The organism is Chachezhania sediminis (assembly GCF_009765275.1).
Lineage (GTDB): Bacteria > Pseudomonadota > Alphaproteobacteria > Rhodobacterales > Rhodobacteraceae > Chachezhania > Chachezhania sediminis.
In genome coordinates this window covers 309,574-325,188 of the sequence record NZ_VOPH01000001.1, presented here as the reverse complement: position 1 = coordinate 325,188, position 15,615 = coordinate 309,574, and the positions used below count along the sequence as shown (strand labels likewise).

General features: G+C 63.0%; 15 protein-coding genes. 12 read left to right on the top strand and 3 right to left on the bottom strand.

Translation table 11 applies throughout. The annotated features are described in order from the left end of the window. Positions 1-79 precede the first annotated feature (79 nt). The 10 genes from FQK05_RS01515 to FQK05_RS01470 all read left to right on the top strand — a co-directional run bounded on the left by FQK05_RS01515 (position 80) and on the right by FQK05_RS01470 (position 8,132). The gene (locus FQK05_RS01515; RefSeq protein ID WP_158963906.1) at positions 80-712 is read left to right on the top strand and encodes a hypothetical protein; all 633 of its coding nucleotides are present in this window, start codon (positions 80-82) and stop codon (positions 710-712) included. After that, entirely contained in the window at positions 703-1,290 is a 588-nt protein-coding gene (locus FQK05_RS01510; protein ID WP_158963904.1) for a hypothetical protein, read from the top strand. Before FQK05_RS01515 ends, FQK05_RS01510 begins: the two co-directional genes overlap by 10 nt. Then, positions 1,251-1,703: a DUF6950 family protein gene (locus tag FQK05_RS01505; RefSeq protein ID WP_158963902.1), complete on the top strand. Its 453-nt coding sequence runs from the start codon at positions 1,251-1,253 to the stop codon at positions 1,701-1,703. The genes FQK05_RS01510 and FQK05_RS01505 overlap by 40 nt, the downstream gene beginning before the upstream one ends. Next, positions 1,700-3,859, top strand: a complete 2,160-nt coding sequence (locus FQK05_RS01500; RefSeq protein ID WP_158963900.1) for a phage tail protein — start codon at positions 1,700-1,702, stop codon at positions 3,857-3,859. The genes FQK05_RS01505 and FQK05_RS01500 overlap by 4 nt, the downstream gene beginning before the upstream one ends. Positions 3,860-3,952: 93 nt before the next feature. Continuing rightward, complete coding sequence (locus FQK05_RS01495) at positions 3,953-6,319, top strand: hypothetical protein (protein ID WP_158963898.1); 2,367 nt, start codon at positions 3,953-3,955, stop codon at positions 6,317-6,319. 76 nt (positions 6,320-6,395) lie between these two features. Continuing rightward, entirely contained in the window at positions 6,396-7,154 is a 759-nt protein-coding gene (locus tag FQK05_RS01490; protein ID WP_158963896.1) for a glycoside hydrolase family 108 protein, read from the top strand. Continuing rightward, positions 7,151-7,342, top strand: a complete 192-nt coding sequence (locus tag FQK05_RS01485) for a hypothetical protein (RefSeq protein WP_158963894.1) — start codon at positions 7,151-7,153, stop codon at positions 7,340-7,342. Before FQK05_RS01490 ends, FQK05_RS01485 begins: the two co-directional genes overlap by 4 nt. Further along, positions 7,284-7,487 carry a hypothetical protein gene (locus FQK05_RS01480; RefSeq protein WP_158963892.1) on the top strand — a complete coding sequence of 68 codons (204 nt, stop codon included), beginning with the start codon at positions 7,284-7,286 and terminating at the stop codon, positions 7,485-7,487. Before FQK05_RS01485 ends, FQK05_RS01480 begins: the two co-directional genes overlap by 59 nt. A gap of 2 nt (positions 7,488-7,489) precedes the next feature. After that, entirely contained in the window at positions 7,490-7,924 is a 435-nt protein-coding gene (locus FQK05_RS01475) for a hypothetical protein (protein WP_158963890.1), read from the top strand. After that, positions 7,908-8,132: a holin gene (locus FQK05_RS01470; protein WP_158963888.1), complete on the top strand. Its 225-nt coding sequence runs from the start codon at positions 7,908-7,910 to the stop codon at positions 8,130-8,132. The genes FQK05_RS01475 and FQK05_RS01470 overlap by 17 nt, the downstream gene beginning before the upstream one ends. Positions 8,133-8,444: 312 nt before the next feature. Here FQK05_RS01470 and FQK05_RS01465 read toward each other — a convergent pair whose 3' ends face one another. The 3 genes from FQK05_RS01465 to FQK05_RS01455 form a co-directional block, all read right to left on the bottom strand. Beyond that, on the bottom strand, positions 8,445-8,975 hold the full coding sequence (locus tag FQK05_RS01465; protein WP_158963886.1) for a toxin-activating lysine-acyltransferase: 531 nt from the start codon (positions 8,973-8,975) through the stop codon (positions 8,445-8,447). Beyond that, positions 8,975-9,928: a Hint domain-containing protein gene (locus tag FQK05_RS01460; protein WP_158963884.1), complete on the bottom strand. Its 954-nt coding sequence runs from the start codon at positions 9,926-9,928 to the stop codon at positions 8,975-8,977. The genes FQK05_RS01465 and FQK05_RS01460 overlap by 1 nt, the downstream gene beginning before the upstream one ends. A gap of 180 nt (positions 9,929-10,108) precedes the next feature. Further along, a complete protein-coding gene (locus tag FQK05_RS01455; RefSeq protein ID WP_158963882.1) occupies positions 10,109-10,456 on the bottom strand; it encodes a hypothetical protein in 348 nt (115 codons plus the stop codon). 565 nt (positions 10,457-11,021) lie between these two features. Here FQK05_RS01455 and FQK05_RS01450 point away from each other — a divergent pair. After that, the gene (locus FQK05_RS01450; protein WP_158963880.1) at positions 11,022-12,656 is read left to right on the top strand and encodes a site-specific DNA-methyltransferase; all 1,635 of its coding nucleotides are present in this window, start codon (positions 11,022-11,024) and stop codon (positions 12,654-12,656) included. A gap of 1 nt (position 12,657) precedes the next feature. After that, positions 12,658-15,315 (top strand): DEAD/DEAH box helicase, encoded by a 2,658-nt coding sequence (locus tag FQK05_RS01445; RefSeq protein ID WP_158963878.1) that lies wholly within the window; start codon positions 12,658-12,660, stop codon positions 15,313-15,315. The last annotated feature ends 300 nt before the right edge of the window (positions 15,316-15,615 follow it).

The following is a 15,615-nucleotide window of genomic DNA, read 5'->3' as shown; positions in this document are numbered from 1 at the left end:
GCAGGTCATCACTTGGCCGCCGGTGTCCATCGCGGCATACGGCGTCGGCCCGACGCGACCCGGGTCGACCAGCTACGGCATGAGGGGCAACCCATACTATAGCCAGTACCGGGCGGCGCGCGAGCAGTACGATGTGGACGTTCTGAGCGTCAGCACGACGCAGGACGGTCTGGGATACCTGACGGCTCTGCGGCGCCAGTTGGACGGACAGGTCCCGCTGGTCATGATCCGCCCGCTTTCCGCCCTGCACTGGGCTGCTTGGGCGCCGCTGCTTGGGCTGCGAGGTGCCACGGATCTGGAATGGACCGCCGACGGCCGGACGCTGACATGGGATCTATCGTGGCGTGACGGCGTGGTCATCACCGCGACGGTCAAATCTGACGGCAGCTGGAACGCGATCCGCTGCACCGGCCTGCCGCCGAACCGTATGATCGCCTATCCGGACGAGATCGTGCGGGATTCAACCGGTGCCACGGCGCGGGTCCTGAAGGCCGAACGGTCTGACGCCGGCGGCGGGGCCGTGATCCGCCTGGATGGTCCGCTGGCGGCGGGCGAGGTCGTGATCGGGGCCCTGGAGAGTCGCGTCATGGAAATCACGGACTGGTTCACGCCGCGCGTGTCGTTCGGGCAGGAGGTTATGAAGATGAGCATGCGCCAGGTCTTCGCGACCGACTTTCCCGACGCCTTTGTCGAGGTCGACCCGTGGAGCTGACGCGCGGGATCGACCCCGTTCTGCTGACGGCGATATCGAACCCGGCCGGGTTCTATCCCGCCGTCTTGATATCTTCGGTCTGGCCGGATGGCACGGCCTGGGTTCACAGCGGCGACGGTGATCTGCCGTGGAACGGCGAGATCTGGTCGGGCATCGCGCCGATTGCCGAAGCTGCGGTTCCGGGCGAGCGGTCCGGGCTGGTGCCGGGCGAAGGGACGCTGACGGTTCGCGGCACGTTCGAGGCGGTTCTGTCTTATGCCGATCCCGCCGCGCGGAACGGGCTGGTGCAGATGTACGTCGCGGCGACGACAGAGCCCGGCGGCACGGTCCTGATCGGGACCCCGCACCTGGCCTTCACGGGATACCTGGACGCCAACAGCGCGGTCCTGGACGCGGCGACCGGCGATGCATCCCTGACGGTGACGGCCGGCACGGGCCCGGCCGCGCGGGAACATGCCGCGCTCTATCACAGCCCCGAGGACCAGAAGGCCCGGCACCCGGGCGACACGCTGCTGGAACGGGCGGCGGTTGCGACGCAATGGCGTTCGACGCGGATCCAGTTCCCGAATCCGGGGTGACGCCGGCCCGGGTCGTGGAGGCCGTGGCCGACATCATGGCCGGCCCGCTGATCTATGGCGGGTCGGATTGCTGTCATGCCGCGGCCGACGTGTTCCTGCGCCTGTGGGGTATCGATCTGTGCGCGGCGTGGGTCGCAGAGATCGGGACGGCCGATGTCCGGTCTGCGGGGGCGGCATTGCGCCTGATCGGGCCGCGGGGATTTGCAGTCGTTGCGTCCGCGGTGGTGGCCCGGGCCGGTCTGGTCCAGCGGTTCGAGCACCCGGGCGCACTGGGGCTGATCCGGACCGAGACGGCCGCGCGGTTCGGCGGCGTGATGGCGGGCATCTGCATTCGCCCCGGCTGTTGGGCCGGGCGCACGGAAACAGGATTCGGCATTGCGACGGATGCCGTGACGATCTGGGGAATTCGATGACGGGACTGGCCGTGGCCGCAATCGCCGGTGCTGTGGGTGCGCAGGCCGGCACGTTGGCGTTCGCGCTGATCGAGATCGGCGTCGGGCTGGCATTTTCCTACGCCCTGCAAGCGGTGATGGGGGACGATCAGGGGGAGGTTCAATCCCGGGAACAGGAGCGTGACCTGTCGTTCCCGACCGATCTGCCGGTCTATCGCTTCGTCTATGGCGAGACCCGGGCCACGGGGACGATCCTGCCGCACCCGGTGATCGGGGAATACGGCTTTGGCGTCTACCTGGTGAACAGCCGGCCTTCGGACGGTACGCCGGTGATCCACCTGGACGGGCGCGAGATTCCGTTGACGGGCGATCCTTATGACTTCACGGGAAACGGGGCCGTGCCGGCATCGGGCGACCTGGTGGACCACCTGCAGGTCTGGATCGGCCTTGGCGACCAGAGCGGTCCGCCGGACACTTATGTCAACGAATGCCCCTATGACCCGGCGACCCAACCGCTGGGCTTCCGGTCGACGGATGCCGGCGCCGGGCTGACGGTGGTCTACCTGCTGTATCGCGGCGGGGATCCCGGGACCATTAGCCAGCGCTGGCCCAGCGTGCCGCCACGGCTGCAGGTCGAGGGGCTGCGGACGCCTGTCTATGACCCGCGCGACAGCGGTCAGGATCCGGATGACCCCGACACCTGGGCCGGCACGTCCACCTTCAGCCTGAACGCGCTGGACGTTCTGCGGATGAACCCGTTCCGGCCCTATGCCGACAAGTACCTGATGATGGACATGATCGCGGCAGCGGCGGACGTGGATGAAGAGACCGTCGCGCTGGCCTCGGGCGGGTCGGAGGCACGTTACACGCTGGACGGAACGGTCGTCTTCGACGGTGCCGAACTGGAACAGATCATGGCGCCGATCATGGAAGCGGGAGCGGCGCAGATCGCCCGGATCGGCGGGCGGATCGGATTTGTTCCGGGCGAGGCATCGGCCCCCGTCTACACGGTGACGGATCTGCTGGGCGCCATGACGTTCACGAACATGGCCAAGGCGCGTGACCTGCCGACGCAGATCAAGACCGTCTACACATCGGCCGGCCGGGGCTTTGCCGATGCGGAATTGGCCCTGTGGGATATCCCGGGCGTTGCGGATGGCGAGGAACCGCGGGTTCTGACGCAGCGGTTGCCGTTCACCACGTCGGCCACCCGCGCCATGCGCCTGCGACAGATCAGAGGCTTGCGCAGCCGTCAGCAGAAAGAGCTGGGCGGGGTCCTGCCGCCCGAAGCCCTGGACCTGGTGCCGGGGGCTGGCGTGACCGTGGCCCTGGGGGCGCCCTTCGACACCCGGATCGACGGGGCCTATGAGGTCGAGGAGATGAATCCGTTCGTGTCCCCGCTTGGCGATGACGAGGGCGTTGCCCTGCGCATTCCGGTGACCCTGCGCGGCACATCGGCCGCCGTGTTCGCCTGGTCGACCGACGACGAAGAACCGGTGTTCGATCCGCCCTATGAAGTCGCGATCAACGGCGTCCAGGTCCCGGGTGCAATCAGCGCCGAAACCGGCAACAGCGTGAACCGGACCACGGGGGACCAGATCATTCCCCGGGCGCTCTTCACCTTCGCCCCTTCGCCATCGGCTGGCGTGGTCCGGTACGAATGGCAGGGGCGTGCCACGACGGGCGGCACGTGGGGTGAGATCAGCGGAACGATCCCGACCGATGCGGTGGACGGCGACGACGACATCTTTCGCTATGTCGAGGGCGAGGCGGATGTGCCCATGGACTGGCGGGTGCTGGCAGTCGCCATGATCGACGGTGTGGAACAACGGTCGGCATGGGTCACGATTACGGGTGTCACGCCGACCGTGTCGCTCACTCTGGGCAATCCGGTGATCACCAACCCGATAGAGACGTCGCCCGGTTCGGTAGAGTTCAACGTGATCATGTCGAACGATGGCCAGACCCGCGGGGTTGAAGTTCGGTCGGGTCCGGATGCGGATGTGGCCAATGCCGATCCGTTCGGGGCGCCGGTTTCGGCCTGGGCCAATACGACCATCGGCTTTGCCGAGGGTGGCCTCGGGTCCGGCGTGACGATCTATTATTTCGCCCGGACGCTGGGGCAGTTTGGCAGCGTCGGCGACTGGGTGACCAGCGCACCGGTGACCACTGCATAGGGGCGAAACCCGCGCCCCAACATCCGACCATCCATCAGACGACCGTACCCGGCTGGCCGGGCCCGCGGTCGTCGCCACACGCGAGGCAATACCATGGCCCGTCCCAATCCCTACCTGGAAACCACCGGCACCGACCCGCGGCAGTCGACCAAGGCCAAGGCCGAGGCGATGGTGCGCCGCGCGACCGATCAGATATATGACGAGTTTTCCGGCCAGCTGACCGGGACTGTGGTCGTGGGCGACTGGGACGCTTCGGGCGGGGCGTTCCCCGCAGGCGCTACCCGCGGGGATGCCTATTTCGTCAACGGCGCGGGTACGGTCGACAGCCAGGGCTTCGCCGTTGGCGATTGGCTGGTCGCGTTGGTGGATGACCCGTCGGCAACGACCTATGCCGGCAACTGGGTTCGGGGCGATTACAGTCAGGTGGACCGCGCATCGCGCTATCGCCGCAAGACCGCGGTTCAGGTCCTGGCGGACACGCTGTGGACCTACACCGACGGCCAGCCGTTTTCCGTTGTAGAAGGCCAGACGCTGGTCGCCGAAGCTCAGGGTTTCGCGTACGAGGTCGCGGCATCCGACGCGACCGACCATCACGTTGTCACGTCGCGCCCGACGACACCGGTCAAGCTGTACGCTTCCGCGCTGCCCGACGGGTCCATGGCGGCCGCGTCGTGGGGAGCCGAAATCGTCGCCGACCGGGACGATGCTCCGGCTGCAGAATGCGGTGTCGATATCATTCATGCGATCACTGCTGCGGGCTACGATGTCACGCTGGGTGGATGGATGAATGCCGAAAAACTGCTGGTTCTCACAAGCCAGAAGATCGTGGGGCGCGGTCAGCGCCGCACCGGCATCAACTTTTCCGCCACGATGGAATTTGGCCTTCGGCTCATGGGGTCGGGTGCGACCGTCCAGTCACTTGGCATCTACTCAGACTTCTCGGTCGATTACCTGGTCGACATCGGCGATGGCACGCAAGGATCGGCCTTCGGCTTCGACGCGAAAATCAGCGATTGCCGTCTTGAGGGTGGCGGGGTCAGGACCCTGCGCGCCATGGAGAATTCCAATGGCTATGCCGAGTTTTCCATCATCAGCCAGGCCGGCGCGCGCGAGGAAGGCAGCCCCGGATCTGTCACGGACCACGACCGCCACACGCTGGAGATACGAAGCATCTTCCGGATGACCGGATGCCACGTGTCGTCCGCCACCGGGTGCACGATCTTGCTGACCGGATCCGATGCGACCGAGGAATGCCGGCTGGAATTCAACGGGGGCCGGATCCAGACGGGGTATGACGGGCTGCTGAAGGTTGTGGCCTATGACCACAACTACAAGGCCAACGCCGTGCTTCAGAACGTTTACCTGGAAAACCCCGGCCTGCTGGAAGGCGGTATCACGGCCAACAACAATGTTGTCTCGTCCCTCGTCGCACAAGGCCCCGGCGCGCTTATCGAGGTCGACCTGTACCAGAAGGCATTCGGCCGCGAGGCCGACTACGTGGCGCAGGGGCTGGACGGCGGGCAGGTCTATGTCAGGGGCATGGCACCCACGATCTTCCAGGACGTCAACGCGACCCTGGACCAGGGCGGATTTGCCGAGGTCGCCAAGGCGGAAACCACACCCTATGATGTCGACATCTACGTGCCGGACCCGGGTTTCCTGATCGAAAACGGTGGCACCATCTATTCGCCGAAGTTCGACCAATGCCCGTTCACGACGGCCGGGGCCTTCGATGCGAGCATGTATAACGAGGTGTCGGACAGCGCGCGCGTTCCTGGCACCGTCCGGTTCGGCGGTGTTCCGGCGGTGCGTTCGACATCCAACGGCAGCAACGAATTCGACACCACGGATTGGGTGAGCTTCATCCAGTGCCCTGCAATCGTCGGCAGGCTCGGCATCGATTTCGATGGCCGGTCGCTGGTATCCATCCTTGCCGACGGGACGACGATTGCGCTGCCCGATTTCTTTGACAACGGTTGCACGTCCGACGTTTCGACGACCGCTGGCGAGTATCTGACGGCGGGTTCGGCACTAAAACTGACCGGGGATGGCGTGTCGACGCCCAGCGCCTACGGCTTCAGCTTCGAGATCCGGCCCGACATGGTGGGCCACTTCTTCATGATCACGACGAAGTTTGCCTGCAAGCAGGTGGGCGGCACGTTCGGCGACGCGGGGACGCTGCGCAGCCGCCTGCGTGTCAGCGGCGCGGGAGACCCCGCGACCGAGGTCGTCCCCGTCGCCGGAGAAAGCAGGCGCACGGACTTCACCATCCCCGGCGGGGTCGATGGCAGCATGACCGGCTGGGCTACGGCGGCGCACATGTTCTTTGCGAAGGAAGCGGGGAGCTTGCTTTTCACCCACTATTTCGATGGCCAGACCGTGGCGATCGACGACATCTGCCTGGTCGACAACGTGACGCTGTGGGCGCTGCCATCCGCCGACGGCGGCACCTTCATTTGAGGGACGGGGGATCCATCCCGACAATTCGACCATTCGCCTCGCCGTCGCGCGAGGCTTTCCGCATTGGAGGAACACCATGACAGACCGTTTCGCCCGGGCGCTGCCCCGGATCCTGTCCCATGAAGGCGGCTTCGTGAACCACCCGGCCGATCCTGGCGGCGCCACGAACCGGGGCATCACCCAGGCCACCTACAACGGGTGGCTGAAATCGAAGGGGCGGGGGGCGCGGCCGGTCCGGGACGTCACGGATGCCGAAGTCGCCGCGATCTACCGGGTGCAATACTGGGACGCGATCCGCGGCGACGACCTGCCGGCGGGCGTGGCCTATGCCGTGTTCGACGCGGCCGTGAACAGCGGGCCGGCCCGCGCCGCGAAATGGCTGCAGGCGGCGGTGGGCGTGGCGGCGGACGGCGTGATCGGAATGCAGACCCTGGCGGCGGCAGCGAAGGCGCCGGCGCATCTGGTGATCGACGCCATGTGCGACGCGCGCATGGCATTCCTGAAACGGCTGCGCACCTGGCCCACCTTCGGCCGGGGCTGGACCCGGCGCGTGGCCGACGTCCGCGAGCTGGCCCACATATGGGCATCCGACGAAGGGCTGGCGCCGCCGAAGGTCGCTGCCGCACCCGGTGCGGGGGCGGGGCCTGAGGGACCATTGCAGCCGGTGCTGGATGCAATCAAGAGTCCGGCCGCCCTGGGCGGGGTCGGATCGACCGTCGCAGCCGTCATCGCGGCGGCGGACGGGGACGGGCCGCTGGCCTATGCGCTGTCGGCCGTGCTGGTCCTGGCGGCTGTCGGGGCGATTATCATGCTGATGAGGCGGCCGGCGGAATGAGGCCCGCACTGATCGGCATCGGCGCGGCTGCGATCATCGCGGCCTTTGCCGCCGGTGCCATGTTCCGGGCCCGGGGCGACCGGGTGCAGGACCTGCAAGACCACATCGAAACACGCGAGAGGATCGACAATGCGCTGGATCGTCCTGACGGCTGCGCTTGGCCTGACCGCCTGCACGGCGCCTGTTGAACCCACCGGGCTGTGTGCGGGGCTGCGGCGGCCGGTGGCGGCCCTGCGCGGCGCGCTGAACCGAAATGTCGATCAGACACCGGCCGATGTTGGCGAGGCGGCAACCGACGTCGTGCTGGCGGCTGAGGCGGGTTGCGCGTGGTAAGCATGGTTTTGGACTTCATCCGGTCTCTCGGTCGCGCGAGCCGGTTTTCGGGGGACGCTTACGGCTATGCGGGCAACGTCGCGGCGCATGTGCTGATCGGAATCGGGTCCGTTCTGATGGCCGCACAGGCGGCCCAATGGATGATTGGAGAGTACCCGTACCGCTGGCGCATCTGGATCGGTATTGCCGTTCTGTACGCCGCCAAGGAAATCATCATCGACCGCTGGAACGGGTTCGACACTGTCGAGGATTTCGCATTCGTCGCGATCTATGGCGCCGGCGGCACATGCATGTCTTTCCGTGCCATGCCGCCTGGATACACCGACATCCGATTCGATCCGGCCATTGCGCAAATGTTCTTCGTCGTCTTTGCCTGGCATCTGGCGATAGGCATCGTGAAGCGTCTGAGGGAGGCCGGGAATGGACCAACAGGCTGATCTGGTTTCGCGCGGCGGCATGGCCATCGGATCCGTCGGCACCCTGTTTGGGTGGGCTGCGTCCGTCGATTGGATCGCCCTGATCGGCGTGCTGGTGCTGGTCGCGTCGTTCTTTGTGAACCTTGTGTTCCGTCGCAGGGAAGACAGGCGAAAGACCGAGCGCCACCGCGTCGAAATGGAGATGTTGATGCGGCAGCTGAACGACTGACGAGATCCGCCAGGGGCGCGTTCGCCCGCGTTCCCGCCGGATAGCTGGGACTCGAGACCCCAGACCTGAAGACCAACTGCCCCGGCGCCTGATGGCGTCGGGGGATTTGAAACCGCATGGCCTCATTGTCACGCGGAAAATGTGACCAAGACTCGACAACATTGCCGAATGTGGCCAAGGGCTCTCATCAGGGTGAGCGGATTCGCCCATTCCGATCCATGTCACGAAGCCCGAGGCGCTGGTCGGCTGCTTGACCCTTTCGAAACGAACAGGGAACAGACCGTTGCCTTTTGAGGACATCTGGAGGGCGCGTCACACCTCGTAGTTTCGCTTGGCCAAGAAGGTCTCCGGTGTCATCACCTTGGCCTTGCGCCTGGCTGTCTTGTCGATACGAACGATGCGTTCCGGCCGGTGGTCGGAGTTTTCCATTCGGCGGAACCAGAACCGGTCGGTGGGGAGGCCGTGCGGTCCCATGATCCCGCGTACCAGCGACTTGGCGAGCCCGCGATAGGGCGCGATCAGATCCATGATCCAGAAAGTGTTGCCCGAATTCCAGTCCTCGGGGCGCAGTGGCTGACCTTCCACCATGCGGCGTTCTGCATCTCGGCTCAGCCGTGCCCAGGTGAAGATGCCTCGGGGCACGTCGTCGAAGCGGAACAGCTGGAATTGTCCCAGTTCAAGCGGCGGCTCGAATGACAGGCGCACTGAGGACATGCCGACTGCCGCATGCCGGGGGCTGCGCAGGAGCAGAAAGAAGAGATCCCCATAGATGCGTAACTTCTCGGGCTCGGGTGCCTCAATCTGCGGCAGCTCCTTGCCGGTCGCGTCCACCAGCGTTCGCATCAGGAATAAGCATTCTGGGGAAGTGGGGCAAGCAGCCGCCCTTCCCAGACCCGCAGAACGGGCCGCGCCGTATGGCCATAACTGCGGCCCGCCAGTGCGGCCATCAGCCGTCCGTAGTCATCTGGCGCCAAGCCTTTGGTGCAGTAGTTTCCGGGGTGGAAGCTTTCCGTCGGCAAGTTCTCAGTGAAGATGATCTCGTGCTTGTCAAGAAGGACGTGGAAGTATTCCACCCCGCCGTCCAGCGGCACCTGCCGGATCGTGTCGCCGTTGGTTAGGGCCTTCGCCGGGACCAGGACCTCGGGCACCCCAAAGAGCAGATCCACCCCCGTACCGGACACCAATATGCGATGTTGGGGGGACAACGTCAGTGCGCGGCGCGGATGGTTCGGTCCCAGGGCACCGGCGGACACGACCACAGGCCACAGCTTCGGTGACCGGGCCAGTTCGTCCGGTGATATAGGCTTGCTGCCAATCCAGCGCACCGGCGCCGGCGGGCCGTCATGCGTGGTCACGTTGTCTCCCACTTCCAGGTCCTCGACACGCCGGGGCCCCGTGGGCGTGGCAATCAGCGTGCCCCGGGCCACGCAGATGACCAGGTTGATGATGACCGTATCCTGGTCCTGGCTGGTTCCCTGCGTCCCGGTAACAGTGAAGGTCACGACCTGGTTGTTTTCTGTGTCCAGCACCGCATCCCAGTCCACGGTGAAGGTGTAGGTGCCCGTGGTAGTATTCGTCACCAGTGTGCCAAGGCCGGGTTGGCTGAGGTTTCCGAACGTGTATCCGCCGCTGGCATCGCCAAGGTCATCGCCACCGAGGGTCACTACGTCGAAGTTGCCCGAAACGGTGGAGGGGCGGCCGTTGGTGATGTCCAGCGTGGCCGTCCACGTGTCGAGGGAACTCGATCCTCCGCCAGCGGTTTGGCCGCCAACGTCGCTGATGTTGAAAGTTCCCATGGCTTTCCTCCTCGACTATCCCGTATTTTCGACTAATTTCTGGTTTTTGCGTGTCGTGGAAAAGGCAGTGGATAGCTTCAGTGCAGCGGAGCACCTGAACTGACTTGGGTGGGAAAGTCTAGATCTGAAAGGTTGACTCTACCGTCACGCGAGACGGGTGCCAAGTTTCTGTCGCAGCCTTCACGAGCATTTCCTGATCGGCAGCACCTTTTCAGACCCGCCCGCCCGTTCCCGGATCTCGGTCAGTATTGGGCCGGACAGGTTGTTCAGCATCCCATCCCGAAAGAACTTTCTGTCGCAGTAGGCGCCCGAGCCGGACAGTTCGGCTTCATGGATATCTTCCAGAAAGTCCGTGACCACGTTCCGGAAAGCGACCAGTGCAGGGTCTGGCCATGCCTCCACGGACGCCGGTTCAAGCGTTTCTCGCTCACTCAGCTGAGCCAGAAGCTGGTCGAAATCGGGCTCGCTTTCGCTGGCGTGAGTGGTTCTAAGGAAGTTCCAAAGCACCCATTGGACTTCGTCGCTCATCTCGATCATTCCCTAGACTTGGAAGGCACTTACCAGAAGCACAGCTATTCGACTGTAAGAAGACTGCCAACCGCTCCTGCGCATATCCGACTATACGAAAGGATAGTGCGGAGTGCCTTAGGTACTTCGCCTGCGGTCAGCCGGCAGGGGACACGAACGCCATCTGGAAACCGCAGGCGAACGCCCTGGACGGGGAGAGGACGCAGGAGGGCTGTTGAGCTACGAAGAGCGCCCCGGTTCCGCACAGCATCGGTCGCCCCCTTGCTGGACAGCCTGGCGGCCCTGGGACAGGCCGAGAAGGGCCACGATGGAAGGTATGCGGCGTGCTCGGCCCTTTGCCGTCACTCGGACCAAGCGCGGCCGATGACAGGTCCTCAGCCCATAACTGACGTTCGCTCGCAACCGCGGGAGCGAACATTTGAAAATTCTTCAACTTTTTCACCCGTAGCCGCTGCCCGCTCAGGGACCACTGGGCGCGGCATGGTTGCGCGTCAGACTGGCACGGTTAGACTTGCAAAAAATCAACGACCTGCCCGAATCTGAGGCAGTGCGAGCAGGACAGATCATGCCGACTTTGAACTGGATCGGGAAAGACGCCGTCGAACACCACCATGCGGAGGTGCCGTATCGGTTGGTGCATTGTGATGGCGATCTGTCCGCTGGTGACCCGGACGCGGGCAACCTTCTGGTGCAGGGCGACAACTTGGAGGCTCTGAAAGCCCTGTTGCCGTATTACGGAGGGCAGGTGAAATGCATCTATATCGACCCGCCGTACAACACCGGGAACGAAGGCTGGGTCTATAATGACAATGTCGCCTCACCCGAGATCAAGGCTTGGCTGGGCAAGGTGGTTGGCAAGGAAGCGGACGACTTGTCCCGCCATGATAAGTGGCTTTGCATGATGTATCCAAGGCTTCGCCTGTTAAGAGAGTTTCTTCGTACAGATGGCGTTATTTTCGTCTCTATGGACGATAGTGAGGGCGGGACCGCTCGGATGCTTCTAGACGAGATATTCGGGCGCAGAAATCATCTGGCGACCGTAATCTGGCAAAAAGTGTTTTCCCCAAAGAATTCTGCCCGCTTTTTCTCTGACGACCACGAGTATATTTTTGTTTATGCGAAGTCTTTGGAAAAATGTGAGCTGCGGCTTTTGGAGAGAGGTTCTGATCAAGACGCCCGCTACAAAAACCCGGACAATGATCCAAGAGGGCCTTGGACGTCGGGCGATTTATCTGCGCGAAATTATTACGGAGAGGGTACTTACCCAATACAAACCCCCTCGGGTCGTGTCATTTCTGGCCCCCCGACAGGCATGTATTGGCGAGTATCGAAAGCAAAATTTGACGAGCTCGATGCTGATAGCCGCCTTTGGTGGGGAGAGCGAGGGGACAATGTTCCGAGGCTCAAACGGTTTTTGAGCGAAGTAAAGCAGGGCGTGGTGCCGCAAACCCTGTGGTTCCACAAAGATGTTGGGAATACCCAAGAAGCGAAGAAGGAGCTGCTGGAAGCGGTTTCCTTCGCCGATAGTCAATCTGTTTTCATCACACCGAAACCGACACGTCTGGTGAAACGTATAGTTCAGATTGCCTCCGGACCAAATGATCTAATTTTGGACTCCTTTGCAGGTTCAGGAACCACGGGCCAAGCCATTCTGGATCTCAACCGTCAAGACGCTGGCAACCGACGCTTCATCCTTGTTGAAATGGACAAGAAAATCGCACCAGAGATAACTGCCGAACGCCTGCGCCGTGTGATCTGTGGCTACGACAAAGGCGGTGACGCCGAGAATCCCGTTGAAGGGCTGGGCGGCGGCTTCCGCTATTGTCGCCTTGGGGTGCCGCTCTTCAATGAGTTTGGCGATATCGACAGCGCCGTGAACTTCCCTGATCTGGCCGCGCATATCTTCTTTGCCGAAACCGGCGTGCCGATCCCGTCCAAGGCCGATGGCGGCTCGCCTTATCTTGGCAAGCATGGCGAAAAGGTGGTCTACCTGCTTTTCGCGCCCGGCCAAGAGGGCACACCGCGCGAGTCCATGGGCAATGTGCTAACCCCCGACGCGCTGGCGAACTTGCCCGCGCCGCCAGACGGGTTCGAGGGCAGCCGCGTTGTCTATGCCGAAGGCTGCACCGTCGCGCCCGACCGCCTGAAATCCGAAGGCGTCGTGTTCAAGCAGATCCCCTATCAGGTCGAGGGCGTGTGACATGGCCGCGACCAATTTCGAGCTGAAAGAATACCAACAGATCTCGCTTGATCGGCTGACCTCTTACCTGCGCGACACCGCCGAGCAAGGCGCGGATCTGGCGTTTTACAAGGCGACCAAGTTCCCGTTCCGCAATGCGCCCGCCGTGGCACAAGGCACGCCCTATGTGTGCCTGCGTGTGCCCACGGGCGGCGGCAAGACCTTGCTGGCCGCGCATTCCATCGGCATCGCCGCGCGCGAATTGCTGACCGTCGCCAACCCCATGGTTCTGTGGCTGGTGCCGTCCAGCGCCATCCTTGATCAGACGATTGAAGCCTTGAAGACCGAGGGCCACCCGTACCGCGCAGCCCTTGCCCGCGACTTCAACCGCAATTTCACCGTGATGACCAAGACCGAGGCCTTGGCCATGTCGCGCGCCGACGCGACCGGCGGAGCGGTGGTGATCGTGTCCACCATCCAATCCTTCCGGCGCGAGGATGACAGCGGCAAGGAAAACCCCGAGGGCTTGAAGGTCTATGAAGACGCGGGCGCGTTGATGGATCACTTCGCCAGCCTGACCGAAGAACAGAAATCGCCGCTTGATCTGGTGGAGGGCACGAGCCGCCCGGTGGCGTCGCTGGCCAACCTGTTGCGTCTGCACCGGCCCATGGTGATCGTGGACGAGGCGCATAACAGCCGCAGCGATCTGTCCTTCCGCACGCTGGCGCGGTTCAGCCCGTCGCTGATCTTGGAGCTGACCGCCACACCGCAGACCGAGCACAAGCCCGAGAGGGGCCAGCACGCGTCCAACATCCTCTATTCCGTTTCCGCCGCCGAGCTGAAGGCGGAAGAGATGATCAAGATGCCGATCCGCCTGACCACGGACGGGGAATGGGCCAAGACCGTGGGCGCGGCGCTGGATTGCCAGCGGATGCTGGAGGAAGCGGCCAAGGCCGAAGAGGCCGAGACCGGCGAATACATCCGCCCGATCACCCTGTTTCAGGCGCAAAGCGCGTCAAAGACCGACCCAACGCGCCTGACGTGGGAGACCATCGAAAAGCACTTGATGGAGGACCAGCGCATCCCGAAGGAACAGATCGCGGTTCACACGGGGCCGCGCAAAGACCTTGATGCGATTGACGATATCCGGGACCCGAAATGCCCGGTGCGCTACATCATCACCGTGTCGAAGCTGAAAGAAGGCTGGGATTGCCCGTTCGCCTATGTGCTGTGTTCGGTGGCCGATCAGGTTTCGCCCGTGGCGGTGGAGCAAATCCTGGGCCGCATCCTGCGTATGCCGCAGGCCAAGCGGAAACGGCGAGACGCGCTGAACCAGTCCTATGCCTATATCGTGTCGCGCAGCTTTGACACGACGGCGCAACAGCTCAAAACCGGCCTTGTGGAAGGGGCCGGGTTCAACCGCATGGAGGCCGACGATATCGTCGCGCCGCAGCAGAATTTGGGGTTCTCGGAACAGGCCGACAAATACCAGCACAAGTCCGATCCCTTGCCGGAGGATACCGCGCAGCCCGAGACGATCATCGCGGCCATCGCCAAACTGCCGCCTTCGGTGAAAACGCGGGTTTCGTTTGACGCTGATACGCGAACACTGTCCTACACCGGGCCAATGACCCGCGAGAGCCGCAACATGCTGCACCTCGGACTGGCCGCCGTCCCCCACGTGGGCAAGGCCATCGACCGGCTTTATGCGAAGACAAACAACTTCCAGACCAGCGTCGCCGATGATGAGGACAAGCCGCCTTTCATTGTGCCGATGTTGGGGTTCCGCAAACAAGGCGAGCTTCAACTGTTTTCACAGGAGCAATTTCTGGACCTGCCGTGGCGGCTGGACGCGTGCGATGTGAGCGACATAAAAAATCGGTTCCGGCCCTCTGATACGAGCCGAACCGGTACGATTAATGTCAGCGATAAGGGCAAGGTCGAAATCAACTTCATCAACCAGCTACAAGGCCAATTGGCGGGCGTCATTCGGGAGCCGACTTGGACCTTGCCGCGCCTCGCCAACTGGCTGGACAGCGGAATCGTTCATCCCGATATCACCAAGCCAAGCGCGGTAGTTTTCATATCCAAGGCCATAGACGAATTAGTGGCGTCTGGTATCGCGCTGGATTTGATGGCCCGCAACAAGTATGATCTTCGCAAAGCACTTGCGCAGTTTATCAAGGACCTGCGCGGCGAGCGTGAGACAAGCCAGTACAACGCCCTTTTTGCGGCCAACGCCGAGGACTTTCAGACCAGCGCGGACCTGTCCATCATCTTCGATGAGCAGAGCTACGCGCCAAACCGGCCCTATTCCGGCGCGACAAAGTTCAACAAGCATTACTTCTCGCTGATTGGCGCGTTTGACAGCGACGAAGAGCGGGACTGCGCACTGTACATCGACCGGCACGAAAAAGTCCGATACTGGGTGCGCAATATTGACCGGAAGCACTCGTCCTTCTGGCTGCAACTGCCCCACGGGAAATTCTACCCCGACTTTATCGCAATGCTGACCGATGGCCGCATTCTTGTTGTGGAATACAAGGGGGAGCATCTCTATGAAGGGGAGACGATAAAACGGCAGATTGGAGCCGTTTGGCAAGACGCCAGCAATGGGCACTGTCTTTTTTGTATGCCCACGGCACGGGACTTCGCCTTAATTGACCGCACCCTTGAATGAATTGACGGCATTACCCAAAAAGCATTGAAGCGCTCGTCAAGAGTTTCTGCATCGCGCGCTTGGCCCGGAACGACTGACGCAGGGGCACGAGTGTGCCCAAGTCATCAGTCGTATGTATTCAAGGCTCAGAGACATGATCCTGGCGGAATGTCTGCTTCCATGTCTTGGCAAGGGTGCGTTCGCATCCACAGAGAAGGTCCGGAAGCCGCCGACTCATCTCGATTCCGGACGTCGTGCTGCGGCGAGCTAGAAGAGGTCTGGCTATGGCCGCCCGATCTTCGTGGTGCAGCCAGCAGAATA

Excerpts from the sequence above, each read along its gene's own strand:
- FQK05_RS01515 (WP_158963906.1), top strand. The coding sequence starts at position 80 with ATGAGGGGCAACCCATACTATAGCCAGTACCGGGCGGCGCGCGAGCAG.
- FQK05_RS01505 (WP_158963902.1), top strand. The coding sequence starts at position 1,251 with ATGGCGTTCGACGCGGATCCAGTTCCCGAATCCGGGGTGACGCCGGCC.
- FQK05_RS01500 (WP_158963900.1), top strand. The coding sequence starts at position 1,700 with ATGACGGGACTGGCCGTGGCCGCAATCGCCGGTGCTGTGGGTGCGCAG.
- FQK05_RS01495 (WP_158963898.1), top strand. The coding sequence starts at position 3,953 with ATGGCCCGTCCCAATCCCTACCTGGAAACCACCGGCACCGACCCGCGG.
- FQK05_RS01490 (WP_158963896.1), top strand. The coding sequence starts at position 6,396 with ATGACAGACCGTTTCGCCCGGGCGCTGCCCCGGATCCTGTCCCATGAA.
- FQK05_RS01485 (WP_158963894.1), top strand. The coding sequence starts at position 7,151 with ATGAGGCCCGCACTGATCGGCATCGGCGCGGCTGCGATCATCGCGGCC.
- FQK05_RS01480 (WP_158963892.1), top strand. The coding sequence starts at position 7,284 with ATGCGCTGGATCGTCCTGACGGCTGCGCTTGGCCTGACCGCCTGCACG.
- FQK05_RS01475 (WP_158963890.1), top strand. The coding sequence starts at position 7,490 with ATGGTTTTGGACTTCATCCGGTCTCTCGGTCGCGCGAGCCGGTTTTCG.
- FQK05_RS01470 (WP_158963888.1), top strand. The coding sequence starts at position 7,908 with ATGGACCAACAGGCTGATCTGGTTTCGCGCGGCGGCATGGCCATCGGA.
- FQK05_RS01465 (WP_158963886.1), bottom strand. The coding sequence starts at position 8,975 with ATGCGAACGCTGGTGGACGCGACCGGCAAGGAGCTGCCGCAGATTGAG.
- FQK05_RS01460 (WP_158963884.1), bottom strand. The coding sequence starts at position 9,928 with ATGGGAACTTTCAACATCAGCGACGTTGGCGGCCAAACCGCTGGCGGA.
- FQK05_RS01455 (WP_158963882.1), bottom strand. The coding sequence starts at position 10,456 with ATGAGCGACGAAGTCCAATGGGTGCTTTGGAACTTCCTTAGAACCACT.
- FQK05_RS01450 (WP_158963880.1), top strand. The coding sequence starts at position 11,022 with ATGCCGACTTTGAACTGGATCGGGAAAGACGCCGTCGAACACCACCAT.
- FQK05_RS01445 (WP_158963878.1), top strand. The coding sequence starts at position 12,658 with ATGGCCGCGACCAATTTCGAGCTGAAAGAATACCAACAGATCTCGCTT.